Source organism: Escherichia sp. B1147 (genome assembly GCF_001660175.1).
Taxonomy (GTDB): domain Bacteria; phylum Pseudomonadota; class Gammaproteobacteria; order Enterobacterales; family Enterobacteriaceae; genus Escherichia; species Escherichia whittamii.
In genome coordinates this window covers 38181-60828 of record NZ_LFHY01000013.1, presented here as the reverse complement: position 1 = coordinate 60828, position 22648 = coordinate 38181, and the positions used below count along the sequence as shown (strand labels likewise).

General features: G+C 49.6%; 30 protein-coding genes, 2 tRNA genes and 1 pseudogene. All 33 read left to right on the top strand.

Annotation, left to right across the window (positions count from 1 at the left end; all coding sequences use genetic code 11):
* Window positions 1-13 precede the first annotated feature (13 nt).
* The 33 genes and pseudogenes from A9180_RS24530 to A9180_RS12835 all read left to right on the top strand — a co-directional run bounded on the left by A9180_RS24530 (window position 14) and on the right by A9180_RS12835 (window position 22620).
* Window positions 14-175 carry a hypothetical protein gene (locus A9180_RS24530; RefSeq protein ID WP_000166961.1) on the top strand — a complete coding sequence of 54 codons (162 nt, stop codon included), beginning with the start codon at window positions 14-16 and terminating at the stop codon, window positions 173-175.
* On the top strand, window positions 162-983 hold the full coding sequence (locus A9180_RS12990; RefSeq protein WP_001608293.1) for a replication protein: 822 nt from the start codon (window positions 162-164) through the stop codon (window positions 981-983). The genes A9180_RS24530 and A9180_RS12990 overlap by 14 nt, the downstream gene beginning before the upstream one ends.
* The gene (locus A9180_RS12985; protein WP_064529144.1) at window positions 980-2356 is read left to right on the top strand and encodes a replicative DNA helicase; all 1377 of its coding nucleotides are present in this window, start codon (window positions 980-982) and stop codon (window positions 2354-2356) included. Before A9180_RS12990 ends, A9180_RS12985 begins: the two co-directional genes overlap by 4 nt.
* A 72-nt stretch (window positions 2357-2428) precedes the next feature.
* The gene (locus tag A9180_RS12980; protein WP_064529143.1) at window positions 2429-2635 is read left to right on the top strand and encodes a hypothetical protein; all 207 of its coding nucleotides are present in this window, start codon (window positions 2429-2431) and stop codon (window positions 2633-2635) included.
* A gap of 12 nt (window positions 2636-2647) precedes the next feature.
* On the top strand, window positions 2648-2974 hold the full coding sequence (locus tag A9180_RS12975; RefSeq protein ID WP_000796282.1) for a hypothetical protein: 327 nt from the start codon (window positions 2648-2650) through the stop codon (window positions 2972-2974).
* Window positions 2971-3171, top strand: coding sequence for a hypothetical protein (locus A9180_RS12970; protein ID WP_000049638.1), 201 nt, complete (start codon window positions 2971-2973; stop codon window positions 3169-3171). The genes A9180_RS12975 and A9180_RS12970 overlap by 4 nt, the downstream gene beginning before the upstream one ends.
* 11 nt (window positions 3172-3182) lie before the next feature.
* On the top strand, window positions 3183-3503 hold the full coding sequence (locus A9180_RS12965) for a hypothetical protein (RefSeq protein WP_064529142.1): 321 nt from the start codon (window positions 3183-3185) through the stop codon (window positions 3501-3503).
* Window positions 3504-3505: 2 nt separating this feature from the next.
* Entirely contained in the window at window positions 3506-3916 is a 411-nt protein-coding gene (locus A9180_RS12960; RefSeq protein ID WP_062867350.1) for a recombination protein NinB, read from the top strand.
* Window positions 3913-4095: pseudogene (locus A9180_RS12955) on the top strand (NinE family protein). Before A9180_RS12960 ends, A9180_RS12955 begins: the two are co-directional and overlap by 4 nt.
* Window positions 4092-4262, top strand: coding sequence for a protein NinF (locus tag A9180_RS12950; RefSeq protein ID WP_064529141.1), 171 nt, complete (start codon window positions 4092-4094; stop codon window positions 4260-4262). Before A9180_RS12955 ends, A9180_RS12950 begins: the two are co-directional and overlap by 4 nt.
* Entirely contained in the window at window positions 4255-4866 is a 612-nt protein-coding gene (locus A9180_RS12945) for a recombination protein NinG (RefSeq protein WP_064529140.1), read from the top strand. Before A9180_RS12950 ends, A9180_RS12945 begins: the two co-directional genes overlap by 8 nt.
* The gene (locus A9180_RS12940; protein ID WP_064529139.1) at window positions 4863-5528 is read left to right on the top strand and encodes a serine/threonine protein phosphatase; all 666 of its coding nucleotides are present in this window, start codon (window positions 4863-4865) and stop codon (window positions 5526-5528) included. The genes A9180_RS12945 and A9180_RS12940 overlap by 4 nt, the downstream gene beginning before the upstream one ends.
* Window positions 5525-6148, top strand: coding sequence for an antitermination protein (locus tag A9180_RS12935; protein ID WP_001235461.1), 624 nt, complete (start codon window positions 5525-5527; stop codon window positions 6146-6148). Before A9180_RS12940 ends, A9180_RS12935 begins: the two co-directional genes overlap by 4 nt.
* A gap of 271 nt (window positions 6149-6419) precedes the next feature.
* Window positions 6420-6494, top strand: a tRNA-Asn gene (locus A9180_RS12930).
* 5 nt (window positions 6495-6499) lie between these two features.
* Window positions 6500-6575, top strand: a tRNA-Thr gene (locus A9180_RS12925).
* A 118-nt stretch (window positions 6576-6693) separates the two neighbouring features.
* The gene (locus A9180_RS12920) at window positions 6694-6909 is read left to right on the top strand and encodes a class II holin family protein (RefSeq protein WP_000839574.1); all 216 of its coding nucleotides are present in this window, start codon (window positions 6694-6696) and stop codon (window positions 6907-6909) included.
* Window positions 6909-7406, top strand: a complete 498-nt coding sequence (rrrD, locus tag A9180_RS12915; RefSeq protein WP_001135262.1) for a lysozyme RrrD — start codon at window positions 6909-6911, stop codon at window positions 7404-7406. Before A9180_RS12920 ends, rrrD begins: the two co-directional genes overlap by 1 nt.
* Window positions 7403-7840, top strand: coding sequence for a lysis protein (locus A9180_RS12910; protein ID WP_064529138.1), 438 nt, complete (start codon window positions 7403-7405; stop codon window positions 7838-7840). Before rrrD ends, A9180_RS12910 begins: the two co-directional genes overlap by 4 nt.
* Window positions 7841-8042: 202 nt before the next feature.
* Window positions 8043-8585, top strand: a complete 543-nt coding sequence (locus A9180_RS12905; protein WP_021511848.1) for a Rha family transcriptional regulator — start codon at window positions 8043-8045, stop codon at window positions 8583-8585.
* Window positions 8586-8813: 228 nt separating this feature from the next.
* Window positions 8814-9056, top strand: coding sequence for a DUF2560 family protein (locus A9180_RS12900; RefSeq protein ID WP_000807789.1), 243 nt, complete (start codon window positions 8814-8816; stop codon window positions 9054-9056).
* Between the two features lie 2 nt (window positions 9057-9058).
* Window positions 9059-9499, top strand: a complete 441-nt coding sequence (locus tag A9180_RS12895) for a hypothetical protein (protein WP_064529137.1) — start codon at window positions 9059-9061, stop codon at window positions 9497-9499.
* Window positions 9496-10911 carry a PBSX family phage terminase large subunit gene (locus A9180_RS12890; protein WP_064529136.1) on the top strand — a complete coding sequence of 472 codons (1416 nt, stop codon included), beginning with the start codon at window positions 9496-9498 and terminating at the stop codon, window positions 10909-10911. The genes A9180_RS12895 and A9180_RS12890 overlap by 4 nt, the downstream gene beginning before the upstream one ends.
* Window position 10912: 1 nt before the next feature.
* Complete coding sequence (locus A9180_RS12885) at window positions 10913-13111, top strand: portal protein (protein WP_064529135.1); 2199 nt, start codon at window positions 10913-10915, stop codon at window positions 13109-13111.
* A 90-nt stretch (window positions 13112-13201) separates the two neighbouring features.
* The gene (locus tag A9180_RS12880; RefSeq protein WP_064529134.1) at window positions 13202-14095 is read left to right on the top strand and encodes a hypothetical protein; all 894 of its coding nucleotides are present in this window, start codon (window positions 13202-13204) and stop codon (window positions 14093-14095) included.
* Between the two features lie 18 nt (window positions 14096-14113).
* Window positions 14114-15367, top strand: coding sequence for a P22 phage major capsid protein family protein (locus tag A9180_RS12875; protein WP_064529133.1), 1254 nt, complete (start codon window positions 14114-14116; stop codon window positions 15365-15367).
* Window positions 15368-15408: 41 nt separating this feature from the next.
* On the top strand, window positions 15409-15597 hold the full coding sequence (locus tag A9180_RS12870; RefSeq protein WP_001389518.1) for a hypothetical protein: 189 nt from the start codon (window positions 15409-15411) through the stop codon (window positions 15595-15597).
* Window positions 15578-16039, top strand: coding sequence for a packaged DNA stabilization gp4 family protein (locus A9180_RS12865; protein ID WP_001140510.1), 462 nt, complete (start codon window positions 15578-15580; stop codon window positions 16037-16039). The genes A9180_RS12870 and A9180_RS12865 overlap by 20 nt, the downstream gene beginning before the upstream one ends.
* Window positions 16040-16048: 9 nt before the next feature.
* Window positions 16049-17467 (top strand): packaged DNA stabilization protein gp10, encoded by a 1419-nt coding sequence (locus A9180_RS12860; protein WP_064529132.1) that lies wholly within the window; start codon window positions 16049-16051, stop codon window positions 17465-17467.
* Window positions 17467-18168 carry a hypothetical protein gene (locus A9180_RS12855; protein WP_064529131.1) on the top strand — a complete coding sequence of 234 codons (702 nt, stop codon included), beginning with the start codon at window positions 17467-17469 and terminating at the stop codon, window positions 18166-18168. Before A9180_RS12860 ends, A9180_RS12855 begins: the two co-directional genes overlap by 1 nt.
* The gene (locus A9180_RS12850; protein WP_029403249.1) at window positions 18168-18623 is read left to right on the top strand and encodes a DUF2824 family protein; all 456 of its coding nucleotides are present in this window, start codon (window positions 18168-18170) and stop codon (window positions 18621-18623) included. The genes A9180_RS12855 and A9180_RS12850 overlap by 1 nt, the downstream gene beginning before the upstream one ends.
* A 2-nt stretch (window positions 18624-18625) precedes the next feature.
* On the top strand, window positions 18626-19318 hold the full coding sequence (locus A9180_RS12845; RefSeq protein WP_064529130.1) for a hypothetical protein: 693 nt from the start codon (window positions 18626-18628) through the stop codon (window positions 19316-19318).
* Between the two features lie 9 nt (window positions 19319-19327).
* Window positions 19328-20623: a phage DNA ejection protein gene (locus A9180_RS12840; protein WP_064529129.1), complete on the top strand. Its 1296-nt coding sequence runs from the start codon at window positions 19328-19330 to the stop codon at window positions 20621-20623.
* On the top strand, window positions 20623-22620 hold the full coding sequence (locus A9180_RS12835) for a hypothetical protein (RefSeq protein ID WP_064529128.1): 1998 nt from the start codon (window positions 20623-20625) through the stop codon (window positions 22618-22620). Before A9180_RS12840 ends, A9180_RS12835 begins: the two co-directional genes overlap by 1 nt.
* The last annotated feature ends 28 nt before the right edge of the window (window positions 22621-22648 follow it).

Here is a 22648-nt window from a genome sequence, read left to right as displayed (position 1 = left end):
CACAGGAGTAATTATGACAAAACGTCGTAAGAAATACCAGGAAAAAGAAGAGATTCGACACCCTGATTCACCTGAGGGATTAGTGGTAGCCGCAGCAAATAACAGGGCGTTCGCAGAGCGCCTTGTTGGTGTTTACAGACTAGCCAAAGCAGGAGTGAAACATGGGCGTCGTTAAGTTAGCTGATTACAGGCCTCAACTGGAGGTCGTGGAGCATCGCGTGGCAGATACCGAAGATGGTTTCATGCGCGTTGCTAACGAGATTACCGACAGTCTGCTGATGGCTGATTTAACCGTCCGGCAGTTGAAGGTGATGCTCGCTATCATGCGCAAGACATACGGATTCAATAAGCCGATGGATCGACTCACAAACACGCAGATAGCAGCCATGACAGGTATTCATCACACTCATGTTTGCGCTGCCAAGCGCCAGCTTATTGAGCGTAAATTCCTCATTGCTGATGGCGTGAAAATCGGAGTGAACAAGGTGGTTTCTCAGTGGATTAGCCAGGACAGCTTAACATTAGCTAAAACAGCTAATAAAACATTAGCCAAGTCGGCTAATGGGTATAAGCCAAGTCAGCTAAACACAAAAGACAATATACAAAAGACAATAAATACAAATACCCCCTTACCCCCTAACGGGGGCGGCGATGGGCAGGTTAAACCTGAACGTCGCAAGGCAGAACGAATCGACTACGAATCCTTCCTGAACGCCTACAACACCGAAGTCGGTGACAGACTGCCGCACGCTGTTGCGGTCAACGAGAAACGCAAACGCCGCCTGAAGAAAATCATCCCGCAACTGAAAACGCCAAACGTAGACGGTTTCAGAGCGTATGTCAGGGCGTTTGTGCATCAGGCCAAGCCGTTTTACTTCGGAGACAACGACACGGGCTGGACGGCCGATTTTGATTACCTGCTGAGGGAAGACTCGTTAACGGGAGTTCGGGAAGGGAAGTTTGCAGACAGGGGGATTGCATGAGACAGGATATCGAAGCGAGCGTTATCGGTGGCCTGCTGATTGGTGGATTAACACCAACCGCCAGCGACGTTCTGGCAACGCTGGAGCCGGAAGCGTTTTCAATTCCGCTCTACCGGAAAGCCTTCGAGGTTATCCGTAAGCAGGCGCGAAACAGAAACTTAATCGACGCGCTGATGGTTGCCGAGGAGTGCGGAGAGGAGCATTTCACGTCAATCCTGATGACCAGCAAAAACTGCCCGAGTGCCGCAAACCTGAAGGGATATGCCGGAATGGTCGCGGATAACTATCACCGCCGTCTGGTGCTGGAAATCATGGATGAAATGCGTGAACCAATTCAGAGCGGAACCATCGACGCATCGAGTCAGGCGATGGATGAGCTTGTAAAGCGTCTCTCAGCCATCAGAAAGCCCCGTGACGAGGTTAAACCGGTACGGTTAGGGGAAATCATCACTGACTACACTGACACGCTTGACAGGCGTCTGAGGAACGGAGAAGAGTCAGATACCCTGAAGACCGGAATCGAAGAACTTGATGCCATCACCGGAGGGATGAACGCAGAAGACCTTGTGATAATCGCTGCTCGTCCTGGTATGGGGAAAACCGAACTGGCGCTGAAGATTGCCGAAGGCGTTGCAAGCCGCGTTATTCCTGGTTCTGACGTCCGGCGCGGAGTGTTGATTTTCTCGATGGAAATGAGCGCATTGCAGATTGCAGAGCGAAGCATTGCCAACGCCGGGAGGATGTCGGTTAGCGTGCTGCGAAATCCTGCTTCGATGGATGACGAAGGCTGGGCGCGCGTTGCTAATGGCATGAGTCAGCTTGCAGATTTGGATGTATGGGTAGTCGATGCCTCGCGGTTATCGGTCGAAGAAATACGCTCAATCGCAGAACGGCACAAACAGGAAAATCCAAACCTGTCACTCATCATGGTGGATTATCTTGGCCTGATTGAGAAGCCGAAAGCAGATCGCAACGACCTTGCAATTGCTCACATCTCCGGAGGCCTGAAGGCGATGGCGAAAGACCTGAAAACGCCTGTTATCTCCCTGAGCCAGCTTTCGCGCGATGTTGAGAAGCGACCAAACAAACGCCCGACAAACGCAGATTTGCGTGATTCAGGAAGCATTGAACAGGACGCAGACTCAATCATCATGCTCTATCGGGAAGCGGTATATGACGAGAACAGTAGCGCCGCGCCATTTGCTGAAATCATCGTGACGAAAAACCGTTTTGGCTCGCTTGGTACGGTTTACCAGCGGTTCTGTAACGGACACTTTGTTGCATGTGACCAGGATGAAGCCAGACAGATTTGCACAGCATCAAATGCACCTGCTGCGCGTGGCAGACGATATGCACAAGGGGCTGACGTATGACCATCTACATCACTGAGCTAATAACAGGCCTGCTGATAATCGCAGGCCTTTTTATTTGGGGGAGAGTAAATCGTGGTTGAGTTGATTTTCTCTGCATTGAGACTTCTCGGTGCGTCGTGGATGGTGGTGACGTTCATTGTGGTTGCCAGCAGTTTTGTCCGGTTGGTAGGCGAAGGTAAAGACCTGGTGGGTGTGCTTTTCGGTAGCATTCACCTGTGGGTGATTATCGGTGTTATGCCTGTTGTCGTAGCAAAAATGGCGTGGCGTTTTGTGAGTTAAGCGGAGGTAAGCGTGGCTGACTGGCAAATTCCAATCATCATTCTTGCCGGAGCTTCGCTGGTTGCTGGCTTTATCCTGCTGAAAAAGCATAAAGACCGTGATCAAAAAGTCGAAGTTCTCTATGGGTATCCAGCGAACAGCACAACATGGCTGACCATTTACCACTACCGAAAATCAGGCCGCTGGGTATTCGAATGGGATGATCTGTTCGCTGAAAAGCGACCAAAGTCATGGGGAGACATCAGCGAATGCATGATGTTTGAAGAAAGAAAATCCGGCGCAACCCGAGAAGAGTTTAACGAAGCGTGGGCGCGATTAAGTGAGAGAGGGTATTTGTGAGCAAGTACGAAAAATTAGATCAAAACATTCTTTCAATGCTGAGTGAAAGACCAACACCTGTTTTTGATATCTGGCTTAAATGGCGGAGCAATGGAATGTATATCGAAACCATCGATCGCCGTATGCAATACCTGAGAAAGAAAGGGCTTGTTGCAAATGTGCGTGGGAAGGGTTGGGTGAAAATTAACCTGTCATAACGGGGATTGATATGGACGAATCAAGAAAGCAGTTTGAAGAAAGCTGGTTGCGACGTGGGGGCGAATCTTCAGACCTTATCCGTTACCCTGAAAATCACCATGAAATTGGCAGCGGTAATATTGGTGGTCAATACGTGATGGTCGATGTTCAAGGCCACTGGCAAACGTGGCAGGCATCGCGATCAGCTATTGAAATAACCGCGCCAAAGTTTATCGACAGCAGAGAAGCATTAGCCAAAGGGTTTACTGTTGATTATTCCAATGGCTTCGGTGATGCAATGGATGCTTATGAGGAAAACATCCGCGCTGTTGGAGTCAAAGTGAAGGAGTAACGATGAAGCAAACAATCTTCCTCCGAACTAAGCAACAACAGCAAGCTGCAATAAATGCCATCCTCGCAACACCACTCGATAAAGACAAGCCAGTCACCATCCGCATTACTGACTACAAGCGCAACCTTGACCAGAACGCAAAATTTCACGCGATGCTGGCGGATATCGCACGTCAGGTTCAATGGTGCGATAAATGGTTAAAACCAGAACAATGGAAGGTTTTGTTGATCAGCGGTCATGCAGTGGCAACAAAGCAGGAAGCTGATGTTTTGCCCGGGATTGAAGGCGAATACGTCAACATTCGCGAAAGCAGCGCTCAGATGAGTGTGAAGCGTATGGCAAGTCTGATTGAGTACACGACAGCATGGGCTATTGGTCAGGGTGTCAGATTTACCGACAGGAGGTACGAATGAGACGACAGCGACGAAGTTTCACCGACATAATCTGCGAAAACTGCAAATACCTTCCAACGAAACGCTCCAGAAATAAACGCAAGCCAATCCCAAAATAATCTGACGTAAAAACCTTCAATTACACGGCTCACCTGTGGGATATCCGGTGGCTAAGACATCGTGCGAGGAAAACAAGGTGATTGACCCAAATCGAAGTTACGAACAAGAAAGCGTCGAGCAGGCTTTAACGTGCGCTAACTGCGGTCAGAAGCTGCATGTGCTGGAAGTTCACGTGTGTGAGTACTGCTGCGCAGAACTGATGAGCGATCCGAATAGCTCGATGCACGAGGAAGAAGACGATGGCTAAACCAGCGCGAAGACGATGTAAAAACGATGAATGTCGGGAATGGTTTCATCCTGCATTCGCTAATCAGTGGTGGTGCTCTCCAGAGTGTGGAACCAAGATAGCACTCGAACGACGAAGTAAAGAACGCGAAAAAGCGGAAAAAGCAGCAGAGAAGAAACGACGACGAGAGGAGCAGAAACAGAAAGATAAACTTAAGATTCGAAAACTCGCCTTAAAGCCCCGCAGTTACTGGATTAAACAAGCCCAACAAGCCGTAAACGCCTTCATCAGAGAAAGAGACCGCGACTTACCATGTATCTCGTGCGGAACGCTCACGTCTGCTCAGTGGGATGCCGGACATTACCGGACAACTGCTGCGGCACCTCAACTCCGATTTGATGAACGCAATATTCACAAGCAATGCGTGGTGTGCAACCAGCACAAAAGCGGAAATCTCGTTCCGTATCGCGTCGAACTGATTAATCGCATCGGGCAGGAAGCAGTAGACGAAATCGAATCAAACCATAACCGCCATCGCTGGACTGTCGAAGAGTGCAGGGCCATCAAGGCGGAGTATCAGCAGAAACTTAAAAATCTGCGAAACAGCAGAAGTGAGGCAGCATGAATATCTACGAAAGAATTGATGGCAGCAAATACCGAAATATTTGGGTAGCTGGCGACCTGCACGGATGCTACACGAACCTGATGAACAAACTGGATACGATTGGATTCGACACCAAAAAAGACCTGCTTATCTCGGTTGGCGATTTGGTTGATCGTGGTGCAGAGAACGTTGAATGCCTGGAATTAATCACATTCCCCTGGTTCAGAGCTGTACGTGGAAACCATGAGCACATGATGATTGATGGCTTATCAGAGCGTGGAAACGTCAATCACTGGCTGCTTAATGGCGGTGGCTGGTTCTTTAATCTCAATTACGACAAAGAAATTCTGGCTAAAGCTCTTGCCCATAAAGCAGATGAACTTCCGTTAATCATCGAACTGGTGAGCAAAGATAAAAAATATGTCATCTGCCACGCCGATTATCCTTGTGACGAATACGAGTTTGGAAAGCCAGTTGATCATCAGCAGGTAATCTGGAACCGCGAACGAATCAGCAACTCACAAGACGGGATCGTGAAAGAAATCAAAGGCGCGGACACGTTCATCTTTGGTCATACGCCAGCAGTGAAACCACTTAAATTTGCCAACCAAATGTATATCGATACCGGCGCAGTGTTCTGCGGAAACCTCACATTGATTCAGGTACAGGGAGAAGGCGCATGAGACTCGAAAGCGTAGCTAAATTTCATTCGCCAAAAAGCCCGATGATGAGTGACTCACCACGGGCCACGGCTTCTGACTCTCTTTCCGGTACTGATGTGATGGCTGCTATGGGGATGGCGCAATCACAAGCTGGATTCGGAATGGCTGCATTCTGTGGTAAGCACGAACTCAGCCAGAACGACAAACAAAAGGCTATCAACTATCTGATGCAATTTGCACACAAGGTATCGGGGAAATACCGTGGTGTGGCAAAGCTCGAAGGAAATACTAAGGCAAAGGTGCTGCAAGTGCTCGCAACATTCGCTTATGCGGATTATTGCCGTAGTGCCGCGACGCCGGGTGCAAGATGCAGAGATTGTCACGGTACAGGCCGTGCGGTTGATATAGCAAAAACAGAGCAGTGGGGGAGAGTTGTTGAGAAAGAGTGCGGAAGATGCAAAGGCGTCGGCTATTCAAGGATGCCAGCAAGTGCCGCATATCGCGCTGTAACGATGCTAATCCCAAACCTTACTCAACCCACCTGGTCACGCACTGTTAAGCCGCTGTATGACGCTCTGGTGGTGCAATGCCACAAAGAAGAGTCAATCGCAGACAACATTTTGAATGCGGTCACACGTTAGCAGCATGATTGCCACGGATGGCAACATATTAACGGCATGATATTGACTTTTTGAATAAAGTTGGGTAAATTTGACCCAACGATGGGTTAATTCGCTCGTTGTGGTAGTGAGATAAAAAGAGGCGGCGCTTACTACCGATTCCGCCTAGTTGGTCACTTCGACGTATCGTCTGGAACTCCAACCATCGCAGGCTGAGAGGTCTGCAAATGCAATCCCGAAACAGTTCGCAGGTAATATAGAGCCTGCATAACGGTTTCGGGATTTTTTATTTGGGTCAGTCGTATAAAGGTCATTACGGAAGGCTGTTAACCTTCTTATCGTGGTTCGAGTCCACGCTGTCCCGCCAAATATGCTGGTTTAGCTCCAATGGTGGAGCAGTCGCCTTGTAAGCGAATGGGTAGCGGTTCAAGTCCGTTAACCAGCACCATAACTGAGCCGTAGCCACTGGCTGTCCTGAACTCATCAGTGATAGTTATGCTGCGGTCTTCTTTTTTTCCCTTCCCAATATAAGAACTACGCAATCCGTTACTGGCGGAGGCGTTGCTATGAAATCAATGGACAAAATCTCAACTGGCATTGCCTACGGAACATCTGCTGGTAGTGCGGGATACTGGTTTTTGCAGTGGTTGGATCAGGTCAGTCCGTCACAGTGGGCTGCGATTGGAGTGCTTGGAAGCCTTGTGTTGGGTTTTCTCACTTATCTGACAAATCTGTATTTCAAAATCAGAGAAGACAGACGAAAGGCTGCGAGAGGTGAATAATGCCTCCATCATTACGAAAAGCCGTTGCTGCTGCTATTGGTGGCGGGGCTATTGCTATAGCATCTGTGTTAATCACTGGACCAAGTGGTAACGATGGTCTGGAAGGTGTCAGCTACATACCATACAAAGATATTGTTGGTGTATGGACTGTATGTCACGGACACACCGGAAAAGACATCATTCCCGGTAAAACGTATACCGAAGCAGAATGCAAAGCCCTCCTGAATAAAGACCTTGCCACGGTCGCCAGACAAATTAACCCGTACATCAAAGTCGATATACCGGAAACAACGCGCGGCGCTCTTTATTCGTTCGTCTATAACGTGGGCGCAGGCAATTTCAGAACATCGACGCTTCTTCGCAAAATCAACCAGGGCGATATCAAGGGCGCATGTGACCAGCTACGTCGCTGGACATACGCTGGCGGTAAGCAATGGAAAGGGCTGATGACCCGTCGTGAGATTGAGCGTGAAGTCTGTTTGTGGGGGCAGCAATGAGCAGGTTAACCGCGATTATCTCCGCTCTGATTATCTGCATCATCGTCTGCCTGTCATGGGCTGTTAATCATTACCGTGATAACGCCATCGCCTACAAAGAGCAGCGCGATAAGGCCACATCCACAATCGCTGACATGCAGAAGCGTCAACGTGACGTAGCAGAACTCGACGCCAGATACACAAAGGAGCTTGCTGATGCTAACGCGACTATCGAAAGTCTCCGTGCTGATGTTTCTGCTGGGCGTAAGCGCCTGCAAGTCGCCGCCACCTGTGCAAAGTCAACGACCGGAGCCAGCAGCATGGGCAATGGAGAAACCCCAGGACTTACAGCAGATGCTGAACTCAATTATTACCGTCTCAGAAGTGGAATCGACAGGATAACCGCGCAGGTTAACTACCTGCAGGAGTACATCAGGACGCAATGCCTGAAATAATTTTTTTGCAAATCACAAAGTCAATTTAATGAGCCTCGCGATGCGGGGCTTTTTTATGTCCGCAGTAAACGCGCTTCACACGCGCGACTTCTGAACACAGAACCTTTCAGGATGACCCTTGAGGATGCCGGTTTGGTGATCGGTGCCTTTCTGTGGGCCGGAATCCTGTGTGACAAGGTTCATCACTAAAAGGTGAGCACTGATGAATTATCCAACTATCGTTAACGGCATCGATTTCCGAGATCTGATTTTTGTGGCAAACAACGATCCGGTTACAGATTCTTTTATGGTGGCAAAAGCATTTGGAAAGCTGCCGAAGAACGTAGTTCGTGACATTGAACGAACCATAGAAGCTTGCCCTCCTGAGTTTGATACAAAGCTCAACTTTGAGCTTTGCTATAAAAACAATGAGTTACAGAATGGTAAGCCGCAAAAATTCTACCGTCTCCGCAAGGATGGGTTGATGCTTTTGGTTATGTCCTACACCAAAAAAGAAGCAATGCGTATCAAAATTGCTTACATCAACGCATTTAACTGGATGTACGCCATGCTTCAGGTTGGTCATCGTCAATTTGAAGAAGAGAGAAATGCCGTAATGCTGGAGTACATGAAAGAGAAGGATGTTGCCAGCATGTCAGGTCGCCTGCTTAATCGCTGGGGAAAAATTAAGAAGCCTCAGCTACTGGCGAGAATTGAACGCCTTGAACAGCACGGGCAAACCGTAATCCCCGGACTCACTAATTAACGGCAGTACCGCGAAACAACCCAAGCCAGTAAGTGGGGAAATAACACTGGCAGCCACTGAAAGATGAACCTCCAGCCTTATGGCAAAAAAAGATTCTTTGTGGTGGCGGACTGATGGAAAGGCATCGGTTATTGCAGAGGCCATTCAATGAATGGTCTCGACAATGGCTTATGCCCTACACGGGATAACTTAACTAATATCCCTTTTAACGGATAAATGGAGCCAACAATGGCAGAGATTATTCCCATGACTGAAGAACAGAAATTCCAGTTAGAGATTTACAAACTGGTCATGAACCAGAACGCAGCCGCAGAAGAAGCATTTCAGTTCATTGGCACTGACGAGCTGAAGCTTGAGCTATTCAAAATTCACTTCCAGTCAGGCGGCGCTAATTCAGATATCACGACCCGCACTATCGAAGCGGTGCGTAAATCGAAGGAAGCGTTAGACCTGTTTACTACCGGAGTATAAACATGGCGCGCCCAACAAAGTATCAAGAGGCGTACGCCGAACAGGCACGCAAACTGTGCTTGCTGGGCTACACCGATGCAGAGCTTGCTGATTTCTTCGAAGTCAGTGAGTCAACTATTAACAAGTGGAAGCTTGATTATCCTAAGTTTTCGGAGTCCATAAAAAAGGGTAAGGCCGTCGCTGATGCAGAAGTTAGTGATCGTCTTTATCAACGCGCTATGGGCTTCGTGGCTCCAGACATCGATATTCGTGTTATTGAAAACAGAATTGTCGAAACTCCGCTTGAGAAGCATTACCCGCCTGATACAACAGCAGCAATCTTCTGGCTTAAGAACCGACAGAAGGATAAATGGCGCGACAAGGTTGATCACGAGCTAACAGGCAAAGACGGCGGCACAATCCAGATTGAAACATCACCGATGAGCACTCTATTCGGAAAATGACCTCGATTAATCCTATCTTTGAACCGTTCATTGAGGCGCATCGCTACAAAGTCGCCAAAGGCGGTCGAGGTAGCGGTAAGTCATGGGCAATTGCTAGGCTGCTTGTTGAAGCGGCGCGTCGTCAGCCAGTGCGTATTCTCTGCGCTCGTGAACTGCAAAACAGTATCAGCGATTCGGTAATCCGGTTGCTTGAAGATACCATCGAGCGTGAAGGGTATTCGGCTGAGTTTGAAATTCAGCGTTCCATGATTCGTCATCTCGGAACGAATGCTGAGTTCATGTTCTACGGCATCAAAAACAACCCGACGAAGATTAAATCGCTCGAAGGCATTGATATCTGCTGGGTGGAAGAAGCGGAAGCGGTAACGAAGGAATCGTGGGATATCCTGATTCCAACCATCCGTAAGCCGTTCTCTGAAATATGGGTGAGTTTCAACCCGAAAAACATCCTCGACGATACCTATCAGCGATTCGTCGTAAATCCTCCCGATGATATTTGCCTGCTGACGGTGAACTACACCGACAACCCGCACTTTCCTGAAGTCCTCCGTCTGGAGATGGAAGAGTGTAAACGCAGAAATCCGACACTGTATCGTCACATCTGGCTTGGTGAGCCAGTAAGCGCAAGTGATATGGCAATCATCAAACGTGAATGGCTTGAAGCTGCTACCGATGCGCACAATAAACTCGGATGGAAAGCGAAAGGCGCGGTTGTTTCTGCTCATGACCCATCAGATACAGGGTCAGATGCTAAAGGTTACGCATCGCGTCACGGTTCGGTGGTTAAGCGCATTGCCGAAGGCCTGCTGATGGACATCAATGAAGGTGCTGACTGGGCAACTTCGCTGGCGATTGAAGACGGCGCTGACCACTACTTGTGGGATGGCGATGGTGTCGGTGCAGGGCTACGCAGACAGACAGCGGAAGCGTTCTCCGGCAAGAAAATCACCGCCACGATGTTCAAGGGCAGCGAATCGCCATTCGATGAAGATGCGCCGTATCAGGCCGGAGCATGGGCTGATGAAGTCGTACAGGGTGACAACGTTCGCACTATTGGCGATGTGTTCCGCAATAAGCGAGCGCAATTCTATTACGCGCTGGCTGACAGGCTTTATCTGACATATCGGGCGGTTGTCCACGGTGAGTATGCAGACCCCGACGACATGCTGAGTTTCGACAAAGAAGCGATAGGCGAGAAGATGCTGGAGAAGCTGTTTGCAGAACTGACGCAGATTCAGCGCAAATTCAATAACAACGGGAAGCTGGAGCTAATGACTAAGGTCGAAATGAAGCAGAAGCTCGGTATTCCATCTCCTAACCTGGCTGATGCGCTGATGATGTGTATGCATTGCCCGGAGTTGGCTGCGCAACCCGACTATTCCAGTTACTCAATTCCTTGTGGTGTAGGTTGATATGGCAGAAAAAAAGATGACTGACTGGCATCGCAAGGTGCTGTGCAACTTTGATAATGCCTGGTCAGCAACGCAGGATATGCGTGAGCAGATTATTGAGGCTCAACGTTTCGTCCGGGTATCCGGCGCACAGTGGGAAGGCAGCACAAACGCTGGTTACTCATTTGATGAGGGCAGGTTTGAGCATTACCCGCGCTTTGAACTGAATAAGATTGCCCGTGAATGTGATCGCATCATTGGCGAGTATCGACAGAATCGCATCAGCGTTAAATTCAGGCCGAAGGATGACAAGGCATCGGAAGCGTTAGCCGAAAAGATGAACGGCAAATTCCGCGCTGACTATCAGGAAACATCCGGTGGCGAAGCGTGTGATAACGCATTTGATGATGCAGTAACGGGCGGATTCGGTTGTTTCCGCATGTGTGCCGATTACGAAGATGAAATGGATCCGAGTAACGAGCAACGCCGTATAAGCCTTCTTCCTGTTTACGACCCAGCGACATGCGTCTTCTTCGATCAGGACAGCAAGCAATATGACCGCTCTGATGCTATGTGGGCTATGGAAATGTTCTCCATGACGCCTAAAGCGTTCGAGGCTGAATACCCTGATTCCATCGCGGCAAGTCTTTCTCGTGATGACACTGGTACTCAGTATGACTGGTCAACGCCTGATGCCATCTATGTTGGACGCTACTACGAAGTTCGCATAGAGAAGGTGAAGCTCACGGCGTGGCGCGATCCTGTCAGCGGAGAAACGGCAATCTATGATGAAGAGCAAATCAAAGATATTGTCGACGAGCTAACCGATGGCGCATTCGAACTGATTGGTGAGCGAACGGTGAAGAAACGCCGCGTTTATTGCGGCCTTCTGTCTGGCGCTGAATGGCTGGAAGAACCGAAGCGTATTCCGGGCGAACATATTCCTCTCATCCCGGTATATGGGCGTCGCTCATTTGTTGATAATCAGGAGCGAATCGAAGGCCACGCAGCAAAAGCGATGGATGCGCAGCGTCTTGAGAACCTGATGGTTTCCATGATTGCAGATAATGCCACTCAGGCTGGCGGTGATGGTATTCCTATCGTGGATGTTGATTTTATTCCCGGTCCATTAATGAATTACTGGGCAGAGAGGAATAAGAAAAGACCTGCAGTTCTTCCTATGACCAGCAAGAAGGACAAAAACGGAACAGTCATTTCAGAAGCTCAGGTTGCTGGCTGGACACCTCCGACACAAATGCCTCCTGCTCTTGCCGGGCTATTGCAGTATACCGGAACGGCTATTCAGCAAATTACAGGTGCGTCGCAGCTTGAGAATATGCCGAGCAACGTCGCTACCGATACCGTTGATAGCATCTTTAACCGGATGGACACGCAGTCCTATATCTACATGGACAACATGGCTAAATCCATGCGCCGTGCTGGCGTCGTGTGGCTTTCTATGGCTCGTGAAGTCTATGGCAGCGATACGCCAATGCGCATTGTTAATGAGGACGGCAGCGATGACGTGGCGTTGATGACTGGTGAAGTGGTTGACCGTCAGACAGGGCAGGTTATCGCGCTTAACGACCTTTCGCAGGGTAACTATGAAGTGACTGTCGATGTTGGTCAGTCGTTCGCTACTCGCCGTGATGCAACGGTTAAGTCGTTACTTTCCATGCTGGCACTTATCCCACCAGGAACGCCGAAGCACGACCTTGTATCGTCGATGATTCTCGACAATATGGACGGCGAAGGGATGGACGACCTTAAAGAATACAACCGCAATCAGTTGCTTCTGTCTGGCGTTATCAAGCCGAGAACACCAGAAGAACAGCAGATGGTTGAGCAGGCGAAACAACAACAGGCCAGTCAGCCGGATCCGGCTATGGTTGCAGCGCAAGGTCAGCTTCTGGCTGGTCAGGCTGAATTGCAGAAAGCGCAGAACGAACAGGCAGCCATTCAGGTTAAAGCATTCCAGGCACAGACTGATGCTCAGGTTGCTGCGGCAAATGTTGTGAAAATCCTCGCATCTGCCGATAGTCAGCAGAAATCTGATATCCGCGAGGCTCTGAAACTGCTCGGACAGTTCCAGCAACAGCAAGGAGACAATGCCCGTGCTGATGCAGAGCTTGTCCTGAAGAGTCAGGCGCAGGGCCATGCGCAGCGCATGGACATCAACAGCATCCTGCAAAAATCAACTCAGCAACAACCACAGCAGTAATTAACCCATAACGTGCAATGGCTGTCTTTATGAGGCCTGGCACCCTATTGCCTTCCGATGGGCTGAACATCGAGTAAACAGGGGTAACAAATGGACCAGATGGCAGAAAACACACCAGAAGTTGAAATCGAAACCGATGCGTCAGAGCAGATTCCTGATGATGTCGAATTGGCTGAAGAAGTCGAAACAGAAGATGGTAGTGAGTCCTCCGGCAATGATGCAAAGGAAGCTACTGAAACTGATGACGACGAATCAGAACAGGAATTCTACTTTGGTGACGAAAAGCTGGATTCGCCAACCAGCGAAGATGGCGCAGAGCATGGACTGGTAAAGCACCTGCGCAAGACGATTAAAGAGAAAGACCGCGAACTGAAAGAGCTGATGCGTCAGTCTCAGAAACCCGTCGAGCAGCAACCGGTAATCACTCAACCACCGCGAATGCCAAAACTGGATGATGAGGACATCGGTTTCGATGAAGAAATCTATCAGCAACGTATGGCTAAGTGGGCAGAGGAAAACGGCAAATACCAGGAGCAAGTACGAGAGCGGAAACGAGAGGAAGAGGCGCGTACCGCAACGCTTCAGCAGAAAGCAGCCAATTACATGCAGAGAGTAAAAGCACTGAAAGTGGCTGGCTACCAGGATGCAGAGCAGGCTGTACGCGAAGATGTTCCTGTTCATATTCAGGACATGATCCTTCTTGAGTCAGAGAAGCCGGAAATCGTTGTTCTGGCGCTCGGCCGCAACGCTGAACTGCGCAAGCAACTGGCAGAAGCTACCAACCCCGTAGTAATTGGTCGTCTGCTGGAACGTATCGAATCGAAGGCCAGAATCATGCCAAAAGCAAAAACCACGGCAGCCACAACCCCGACAGTTAAGGGGAGCAACGGCGCAGTAATCAATAACCTCGACAAACTGAAAGCCAGGGCGCTGGAAACTGGTGACTGGACGCCGTATTTCGCTGCTAAAAAGGCAAAAAAATAACCTATCGGAGCATTAAGCATGGCTAACCAATTAGCAAAAGACCTTGAAATCATGTTCGAAAACTTCGTTGAAGGCTTTGAGGCCGCCTGCGTAGTTTCCCGTAACGCTAAAAAATTCCGTCCCGGTGATACAGCAATGCAGCGAGCAGGTGATGTTCTGTATCGTCCGCAGCATTACCACATGAACATTGAGGAAGGCCTCGACCTCAGCAGCAAAACGCCAACAGCACTGGTTCAGCGTCTTGTTCCTTCAGTGTTCAAGGAGCCGAAAAACATTCTGTACACTCTGGATGCGCGTGAAATGCGTGACCCTGAGCATAAAACTGAAGCTGGTCGCGCCGCAGGTATGCGCCTTGCTGCACAGATTGACTCTGACCTGATTTCCATGGTCACGCAGCGTGCTACTAACGTGATCACAATGGCTGACTCAAGCACTGGTTCACAGGGCCGTGATTTGTGGAACTGTGCGGCAGGTATTGATGCCACCATGACGGCGATTGGTGTACCACAGGGTATCAACCGCCGCTCTTTCTGGAACCCCTTCAACTACAAAGACCTTGCTGGCGAGCTTGGTCACCGAGCCTACGCTCAGGGCGCAACCCTGACAGCATACGAAAAAGCGCAAATCCCTCCGGTTGCTTCCTTTGATAGCTACAAGACCGATATTTCTGGTCGATTACCGAAAGGAAGCACTGAATCCTTGACAGTATCAGGCCAACCTGAACACAAGGTTGAAGCGAAAGATTCAAATGGTATGCCAGTTGATAACCGACAGGGGACTATTACGGTATCTGCATCTGGCTTGCAGGTTGGTGATGCGTTCACCATTGCCGGTGTGAATTCCGTACACCAGATCACAAAAGATACCACCGGTCAACCGCAGGTATTCCGTGTTCTGGCTGTTAGCGGAACTACCGTAACAATTTCTCCAAAGATTCTCCCTGTTGAAAATACTGATGTTGCGAGTCGTCCATATGCAAACGTCGATGCCAAACCGGCAGAATCAGCAGCAATCACCATTCTCAACAAGAACGCAGCACCTGCTAACCTGTTCTGGGCTGATGGTTCTGTTGAGCTGATGTACGGCAAACTGGCGTTCCCGACTGGTCAGGGTCCACAGGTAATGACAGCAACCACCGAGCAGGGCGCTACGCTGATCATGTCTTACGCCTTCGACCACATCAAAGGCGTAACCACTGCTCGTTTCACCACTCTGTACGGTTGCTCTGTACTTGTTCCTGAATATACGGGCATCGTTATTGCCGGGCAGTAATTTTGGTGGGGCTTCGGCCCCATTTTTATTGGGAGAAGACAATGGCACGAACAATGCTCTATAAACCTGGCAACATGATCACCTGTGGTCAGTTTGCTGTCGATTACATCATTGTTGATGACGAAGAAGTTAAATCTCACCTGAAAAAAGGTTGGGTAAAAACTCCTGAAGAAACCGCAACGAAGCAAAAAGTGGCTAAGGCGGAAGAAGATGGCGAAAACGAAGGGTGATCTCGTTCTAAAGGCTTTACGAAAAGCCGGGCTGTATTCCAATGCCACGTTGACAGATGCTGACCCTCAGGCAATTGAAGATGCCATTAATGACCTCGAAGACATGATGGCAGCATGGCAGGCTAAAGGTATCGAGCTTGGGTATCAGTTTGCTGATACAGAAAACGGCATCATGCCGTTACCGGACGATGATTCAGGTATCCCTGCATGGGCAAATGATGGCGTCGCTTTGAAACTCGCTGTGCAAGTGTGCATGGATAACGTCATTCAGCCGTCAGACGCTCTCCTTACCGCTGCTGACAGTGCATATCAGACAATCTGTATCGCTTTAACCAAAATACCACCACTTGAGCGGCGAAATGACATGCCTCGCGGTAGTGGTAACAAAAGCGCGTTTACGTGGAATCGGTTTTACATCGAGAAAGATGATCCGAGTACGTGAGGTGAATAAATGCCGATTCAGCAACTTCCGCTTATGAAAGGTGTCGGCAAAGACTTTCGAAACGCCGACTATATCGACTATCTGCCAGTGAATATGTTGGCTACACCCAAAGAAATCCTGAACAGCAGCGGATATCTTCGCTCATTCCCGGGCATTGCCAAACGTTCTGATGTGAACGGCGTATCGCGAGGCGTCGAGTACAACATGGCGCAGAATGCTGTTTATCGCGTGTGTGGTGGCAAACTGTACAAAGGAGAACGTGAGGTCGGTGATGTTGCCGGAAGTGGTCGCGTATCAATGGCGCATGGTCGAACATCACAGGCGGTAGGCGTTAACGGGCAACTGGTCGAATACCGCTATGATGGCACGGTTAAAACCGTCTCAAACTGGCCTGCAGACAGCGGGTTTACGCAGTATGAGTTAGGTTCGGTTCGCGACATTACGCGTTTACGTGGGCGTTATGCGTGGTCAAAAGACGGCACTGATTCATGGTTTATCACTGACCTTGAAGACGAATCGCATCCTGACCGTTACAGCGCACAATATCGTGCCGAGTCTCAGCCGGACGGCATCATCGGTATCGGGACATGGCGAGACTTCATCGTCTGCTTTGGTTCATCGACTATTGAATATTTCTCCCTTACTGGCGCAACCACCGTTGGTGCCGCTTTGTATGTCGCACAGCCATCACTGATGGTGCAAAAAGGCATCGCCGGGACTTACTGCAAAACGCCGTTTGCTGATTCTTATGCATTCATCAGCAATCCGGCAACAGGTGCGCCGTCTGTATACATCATCGGATCCGGTCAGGTATCACCAATCGCCAGCGCGAGCATTGAGAAAATTCTCCGCTCCTACACTGCTGATGAACTGGCTGATGGCGTGATGGAATCGCTGCGATTTGATGCGCATGAGTTGCTGATTATCCACCTTCCGCGTCATGTTCTCGTGTACGACGCATCTTCAAGCGCCAATGGTCCGCAATGGTGTGTGTTGAAAACTGGCTTGTATGACGATGTGTACCGCGCTATCGACTTCATTTACGAAGGCAATCAGATAACGTGCGGCGATAAGCTGGAGTCCGTGACCGGGAAATTGCAGTTCGATATCAGCAGCCAGTACGACAAGCAACAGGAACATCTGCTGTTTACTCCGCTGTTCAAAGCGGATAACGCAAGAGTGTTCGACCTTGAGGTTGAATCGTCAACTGGTGTTGCGCAGTACGCCGACCGCCTGTTCCTCTCTGCAACCACTGACGGCATCAATTACGGGCGTGAGCAGATGATTGAGCAGAATGAACCGTTCGTTTACGACAAGCGTGTTTTGTGGAAACGAGTCGGGCGCATCAGGAAAAATGTCGGCTTCAAATTGCGCGTTATCACGAAGTCACCTGTCACTCTGTCTGGCTGCCAGATAAGGATTGAGTAATGGCTGATTCGAATCTCAATGAGCCGGTAACAATTCAGGCTACACGACTCGATACATCAATCCTTCCACGCAATATATTCAGCCAGTCTTACCTACTATATGTCATAAATCAGGGAGCTGATGTCGCTGCAATTGCTGGGAAGGCAAATCAGGCTGGTCAGGGCGCTTACGATGCCCAGGTAAAAAACGATGAACAGGATGTCGAACTGGCTGATCACGACGCAAGAATCACCGCAAACACAAAAGCGATAAATCTACTTGAGGTCAGGTTAACAACTGCCGAAGGGAAGATAGTCGTACTGCGTAGCGATGTTGATTACTTGCTGGATGAGGTTATCGATATTCAGGCGCATCTGGTCACTGTTGACCAAAGACTGGATGACGTAGAAAACGATGTCTCTGGCATTAAGAGTGATTACGTATCGAAAACCGTAACCGAATCGCAGTCTCTTGCGTCACCGCTGGATGTAAAAACATCATATTCAGTTGATGGAATTCAGGTTGTTGGAGCAAGAAATACCGGATGGACTGCAGCCACAGGTACACCTCTTCTTGGCTCATTCAACGCTAACCAGTCATACACGGTCGGCACTACGTACACACAATCCGAAGTCGCGGCTCTCGCTACAGGTTTGCAGCAGGCGCGGCAGCGTATTCTGGCGCTTGAAACGGCACTTAGATTACATGGGCTGATTGACTGATGATTACATTCAAACCAACGCGAAACATCGACCTGATAGAAGCCGTAGGAAATCACCCTGACATTATCGCCGGGAGCAACAACGGTGATGGATACGACTACAAACCTGATTGCCGTTACTTTGAGGTGAACGTGCATGGGCAGTTCGGCGGAATTGTTTACTATCAGGAGATTCAGCCGCTAACCTTTGATTGCCACGCCATGTACCTGCCAGAGATTCGCGGCTTCAGCAAGGAAATCGGGATGGCGTTCTGGCGATACATTCTGACTAACACCACCGTTCAGTGCGTCACATCGTTCGCTGCACGCAAATTCCGCCACGGGCAGATGTACTGCGCAATGATTGGCCTTAAGCGTGTAGGAACCATCAAGAAATACTTCAAAGGCGTGGATGACGTGACGTTTTACAGCGCCACACGCGAAGAACTAATCGACTTCCTGAATCACGGGAGATAGCCATGTTATATGCATTTAAGCTGGGCAGAAAACTGCGCGGCGAGGAACCTTATTGCCCTGAAAAAGGCGGGAAAGGTGGCAGTTCTGATAAAAGTGCAAAGTATGCCGCAGAAGCTCAGAAGTATGCCGCAGACCTGCAAAATCAACAGTGGCAGACGATCATGAAAAACCTTGCTCCGTTCACGCCGCTTGCGGAGCAGTATGTTAACCAGCTTCAGAATCTTTCCAGTTTAGAAGGTCAGGAGCAGGCACTTAATCAGTATTACAACTCTCAGCAGTATAAAGACTTGGCAGGTCAGGCTCGCTACCAGAATCTTGCTGCTGCGGAGGCGACGGGGGGACTTGGTTCGACAGCCACAAGCAATCAACTGGCTACGATTGCTCCGACTCTCGGTCAGTCGTGGTTATCAAACCAGATGAGCAACTACAACAATCTGGCAAACATTGGTCTTGGTGCGCTGCAAGGTCAGGCGAATGCCGGGCAGACATACGCCAACAACATGAGCAGCATTGCACAGCAAAGCGCAGCACTTGCCGCTGCTAATGCCAATAAACCATCAAGTCTTCAGACTGCAATTAGCGGTGGCACGTCTGGTGCGATTGCCGGTGCAGGTCTTGCCAGCCTTCTTGAAACATCAACACCGTGGGGTGCTGGCATTGGTGCTGGTATCGGATTGCTTGGCTCGTTGTTTTAAGGGGTAATCATGGCTACTTGGCAAGGAACAAACGGCGGATTGTTGGCTGGTATCGGTGGAGTCAACTCAAACGCTCCGAACGTAAATGACATCGGCAATACGCTTCAGCTTATCAGGCAGAACAATGATATTGAGCGTTCAGGCGCTAACAATGTTGGGCTGACTGCTTTGCAAGGTCTTTCAGGTATTGCGGGTGCTTTTCAGCAAGAAAAGCAGGCGCAGAGGCAGAAAGAATTTCAGCAGGCATACGCTAAAGCTTATGCGTCTGGTGATCGCGGTGCTTTGCGTCAGTTGGCTACTCAATATCCAGACCAGATTGAATCTGTTCGTAAAGGCATGGGATTCATTGATGAAGACCAGCGCAATTCTATCGGCACATTAGCGGCTGGCGCACGCCTTGCGTCATCTTCTCCAGAAGCAATGCAATCATGGCTGCAAAATAACGCCAAGGAACTGGCGCGCGTCGGTGTTGATCCTAATAACGTTGCTCAGATGTATCAGCAGAATCCATCAGGATTTGGTGAGTTTGTTGATCACCTTGGAATGGCCGCGCTTGGTCCGATTGATTACTTCAATGTTCAGGACAAGATGGCTGGTCGTGAGATTGACCGAGGCAGGCTGGCAGAGACAATCCGCAGCAATCAGGCTGGCGAGGCACTAACAGCGCGAGGTCAGGATATCCAGATACGTGGTCAGAACATCAGCGCACAGAATGCTGCTCTTTCCCGAGAAATACAAAGAGCAGAATTACAGGAAAAGGCTCTGGACAGACAGATAGCCAGAGAAAACAATCAGTTAAAGCTTGAAGAGCTAAAGCAGAAACAGGCAGATGTTCGGCAAAAGGCTGAAATAGCTCGTGCTGACAGACAGGCCGCCGCTCAGGGCGCTGTTGATACGTTCAGCACTGCGCTTGATTCTCTCAACGAGATAGAGCAAAGCCCCGGCCTTTCAAAAGCAGTAGGCATTCGCTCAGCGTTTCCGACAGTTCCTGGATCTGATGCGGCTAACTTTGAAGCAAGACTCGACACCTTTAAAGCTCAAACTTTCCTCCCTATGGTGCAGTCCCTGAAGGGGATGGGGGCTCTTTCAGATGCTGAGGGTAAAAAATTATCTGATGCGGTTGGTGCTCTAAGTCCCAAAATGAGTGAAAAGGCTTTTCGTGACTCTATCGGAAAGATTCGAAATCAGCTTGAAAGCAAGTTGAGCACTGTTAAAAAACAGTTTGATTACCAGGAGCCGGTGCAGAATACGCCAGGACAACAATCTCCTGCTGGCAGTAATTTTTCTTCACTATGGGGTGATTAATGGCTAAAGCATGGAAAGATGTTATCGCCTCTCCACAGTATCAGGCGTTAGCACCAGTACAAAAAGCGCAGGCTCAGGAGCAATACTTCAATGAAGTCGTGGCGCCACAAGCCGGAGAAAATGCAGAGCAGGCTAAGCAAGCTTTCTATGCTGCCTATCCATTGCCATCTGTGCAGCCAGTGGAGTCACAGCAACCAGTAGCACAGCAACAACCGCAGCAAAGTGGATTTATGTCTGACCTTGGTGAAGCAGTGAAAGAGACTGGTCGCGGACTGGTGCAGGCTGGCGTAAACGTGGCAAACATACCTGCATCAGTTGCCGATGCTGTGACAAGCGCAGTGGCATGGGCTGGCGGTAAACTCGGCATTGGGGATGGGACATATAAACCAGCGCCACGAGTAACAACTCAGGGGTTAGAGCAGGACTTTGGCCTTCAGCAAGGCTCGCTGACTCCACAAACGACAGAGGGTAGGGTATTTGCGGAGGCATTGCCTTACCTAACTCCTGCTGGCGTTGAGAGGGCGGCGGCACAGGCACCAACACTTGCTGGTCGAATTGCTCAGGGGGCCACACGACTTCTCGCAGAAAACGCAGTCGGATCACTTGCTGCAAATAGCGCGAAAGATGATGCGGAAGCACTAGCCACCGATTTAGGCGTTGGTGTTCTGGCTGGCGGCACTATTAACGCTGCCGGACGTGGTTTAGGTGCTGCTTATCGTGGCGTTCGTGGTGCTATTGCACCAGAAGCGCAGCAGGCTATCAGATTTGCAGAGCGTGAAGGAGTGCCTCTGCACACCACAGACCTGTTACAGCCTACTTCCCGTGTCGGGAAAATGGCGCAAACGACAGCAGAAAATATCCCCCTGGCTGGCACAAGCGGAATGAGAGCAACGCAACAGGAAGCGAGAAGTCAGTTGGTGCAGAGATTTGCTGATAAATTCGGTGAGTATGATCCAGCGGTTGTTATTGACAGCCTTAAAGCGAAAACATCAGGAATTCGTCGTGCTGCTGGGAACCGTCTTGAGCAGGTTCAGAATGCAATGGCAGGAGTCAACATTCAGCCTGCACGAGCAATTCAGCAGATAGATACTGAGATATCTAACCTGCAGAAGCTTGGTAAGGTCGCTGATAACGAGACGATTTCAAAACTTCAATCCTATCGTGATGAGCTTGTTCGCAATGCTGGTCCTGATGGTCCGGTCAATCTGGATTTGAAGCAATTAAGCGATCTGCGCAGCCAGTTCAGAATGGACGTGAAGGGGGAGCGACCAGTGTTACCAAACCGTTCAGATTCCGCCATTCAACGCGTTTACAAGGCAATGACCGACGATATCAACAGTGCCATTGGTCAGAATCTTGGCAACGATACTCTCCGTAAATATCAGCAAGCCAATGCCGTCTACGCTGACGAAGCGGCGAAACTAAAGAATACCAGGCTGAAGAATGTTCTCATGAAAGGCGATCTTACGCCGGAAGTTGTCAACAACATGCTATTCAGCAAGAACAAATCGGAAATTAAGACGCTGTATAACTCAGTTGGTCGTGTTGGCAGGGCGCAAATGCGCAATGGCATCATTGGAAAGGCGATGGAGAAATCTGGCGGATCCCCTGACCAGTTCCTTCGGCAGCTTAACATCCTGCAAAACCAGACTGGCATCACATTTAAGGGTCAGGACGCTGCTTATCTGAAAGGATTAAAAAACTACCTGCAATCCACGCAGCAGGCTGCAAAAGCGGCAGTAACAACACCCACAGGGCAGCAAACTATCCCGTTCATTATTGGGTATGGTACGGCAATGAACCCGGCGACAACTGGCGCAGCAGTAAGCTACGGACTTCTTACTCGCGCCTATGAGAGCGAGCCATTCAGAAATGCAATGCTCAGAATGGCAAACACCCCACGCGGATCAACAGCGTTTGAGAAAGCCATGCAGCAGGCACAAAAGGCAATTAACGCCCTGACTCAGGGTGCTAAGTCTGATGCGTTGTCAGAATAGCTTTGTAAACATCATGAGCGTGAAGAAT

Excerpts from the sequence above, each read along its gene's own strand:
- A9180_RS12875 (WP_064529133.1), top strand. The coding sequence starts at position 14,114 with ATGGCTAACCAATTAGCAAAAGACCTTGAAATCATGTTCGAAAACTTC.
- A9180_RS12900 (WP_000807789.1), top strand. The coding sequence starts at position 8,814 with ATGGCAGAGATTATTCCCATGACTGAAGAACAGAAATTCCAGTTAGAG.
- A9180_RS12920 (WP_000839574.1), top strand. The coding sequence starts at position 6,694 with ATGAAATCAATGGACAAAATCTCAACTGGCATTGCCTACGGAACATCT.
- A9180_RS12990 (WP_001608293.1), top strand. The coding sequence starts at position 162 with ATGGGCGTCGTTAAGTTAGCTGATTACAGGCCTCAACTGGAGGTCGTG.
- A9180_RS12865 (WP_001140510.1), top strand. The coding sequence starts at position 15,578 with ATGGCGAAAACGAAGGGTGATCTCGTTCTAAAGGCTTTACGAAAAGCC.
- A9180_RS12935 (WP_001235461.1), top strand. The coding sequence starts at position 5,525 with ATGAGACTCGAAAGCGTAGCTAAATTTCATTCGCCAAAAAGCCCGATG.
- A9180_RS12890 (WP_064529136.1), top strand. The coding sequence starts at position 9,496 with ATGACCTCGATTAATCCTATCTTTGAACCGTTCATTGAGGCGCATCGC.
- A9180_RS12880 (WP_064529134.1), top strand. The coding sequence starts at position 13,202 with ATGGACCAGATGGCAGAAAACACACCAGAAGTTGAAATCGAAACCGAT.
- A9180_RS12940 (WP_064529139.1), top strand. The coding sequence starts at position 4,863 with ATGAATATCTACGAAAGAATTGATGGCAGCAAATACCGAAATATTTGG.
- A9180_RS12855 (WP_064529131.1), top strand. The coding sequence starts at position 17,467 with ATGGCTGATTCGAATCTCAATGAGCCGGTAACAATTCAGGCTACACGA.
- A9180_RS12945 (WP_064529140.1), top strand. The coding sequence starts at position 4,255 with ATGGCTAAACCAGCGCGAAGACGATGTAAAAACGATGAATGTCGGGAA.
- A9180_RS12860 (WP_064529132.1), top strand. The coding sequence starts at position 16,049 with ATGCCGATTCAGCAACTTCCGCTTATGAAAGGTGTCGGCAAAGACTTT.
- A9180_RS12960 (WP_062867350.1), top strand. The coding sequence starts at position 3,506 with ATGAAGCAAACAATCTTCCTCCGAACTAAGCAACAACAGCAAGCTGCA.
- rrrD (WP_001135262.1), top strand. The coding sequence starts at position 6,909 with ATGCCTCCATCATTACGAAAAGCCGTTGCTGCTGCTATTGGTGGCGGG.
- A9180_RS12845 (WP_064529130.1), top strand. The coding sequence starts at position 18,626 with ATGTTATATGCATTTAAGCTGGGCAGAAAACTGCGCGGCGAGGAACCT.
- A9180_RS12870 (WP_001389518.1), top strand. The coding sequence starts at position 15,409 with ATGGCACGAACAATGCTCTATAAACCTGGCAACATGATCACCTGTGGT.
- A9180_RS24530 (WP_000166961.1), top strand. The coding sequence starts at position 14 with ATGACAAAACGTCGTAAGAAATACCAGGAAAAAGAAGAGATTCGACAC.
- A9180_RS12835 (WP_064529128.1), top strand. The coding sequence starts at position 20,623 with ATGGCTAAAGCATGGAAAGATGTTATCGCCTCTCCACAGTATCAGGCG.
- A9180_RS12910 (WP_064529138.1), top strand. The coding sequence starts at position 7,403 with ATGAGCAGGTTAACCGCGATTATCTCCGCTCTGATTATCTGCATCATC.
- A9180_RS12985 (WP_064529144.1), top strand. The coding sequence starts at position 980 with ATGAGACAGGATATCGAAGCGAGCGTTATCGGTGGCCTGCTGATTGGT.
- A9180_RS12895 (WP_064529137.1), top strand. The coding sequence starts at position 9,059 with ATGGCGCGCCCAACAAAGTATCAAGAGGCGTACGCCGAACAGGCACGC.
- A9180_RS12850 (WP_029403249.1), top strand. The coding sequence starts at position 18,168 with ATGATTACATTCAAACCAACGCGAAACATCGACCTGATAGAAGCCGTA.
- A9180_RS12965 (WP_064529142.1), top strand. The coding sequence starts at position 3,183 with ATGGACGAATCAAGAAAGCAGTTTGAAGAAAGCTGGTTGCGACGTGGG.
- A9180_RS12905 (WP_021511848.1), top strand. The coding sequence starts at position 8,043 with ATGAATTATCCAACTATCGTTAACGGCATCGATTTCCGAGATCTGATT.
- A9180_RS12885 (WP_064529135.1), top strand. The coding sequence starts at position 10,913 with ATGGCAGAAAAAAAGATGACTGACTGGCATCGCAAGGTGCTGTGCAAC.
- A9180_RS12840 (WP_064529129.1), top strand. The coding sequence starts at position 19,328 with ATGGCTACTTGGCAAGGAACAAACGGCGGATTGTTGGCTGGTATCGGT.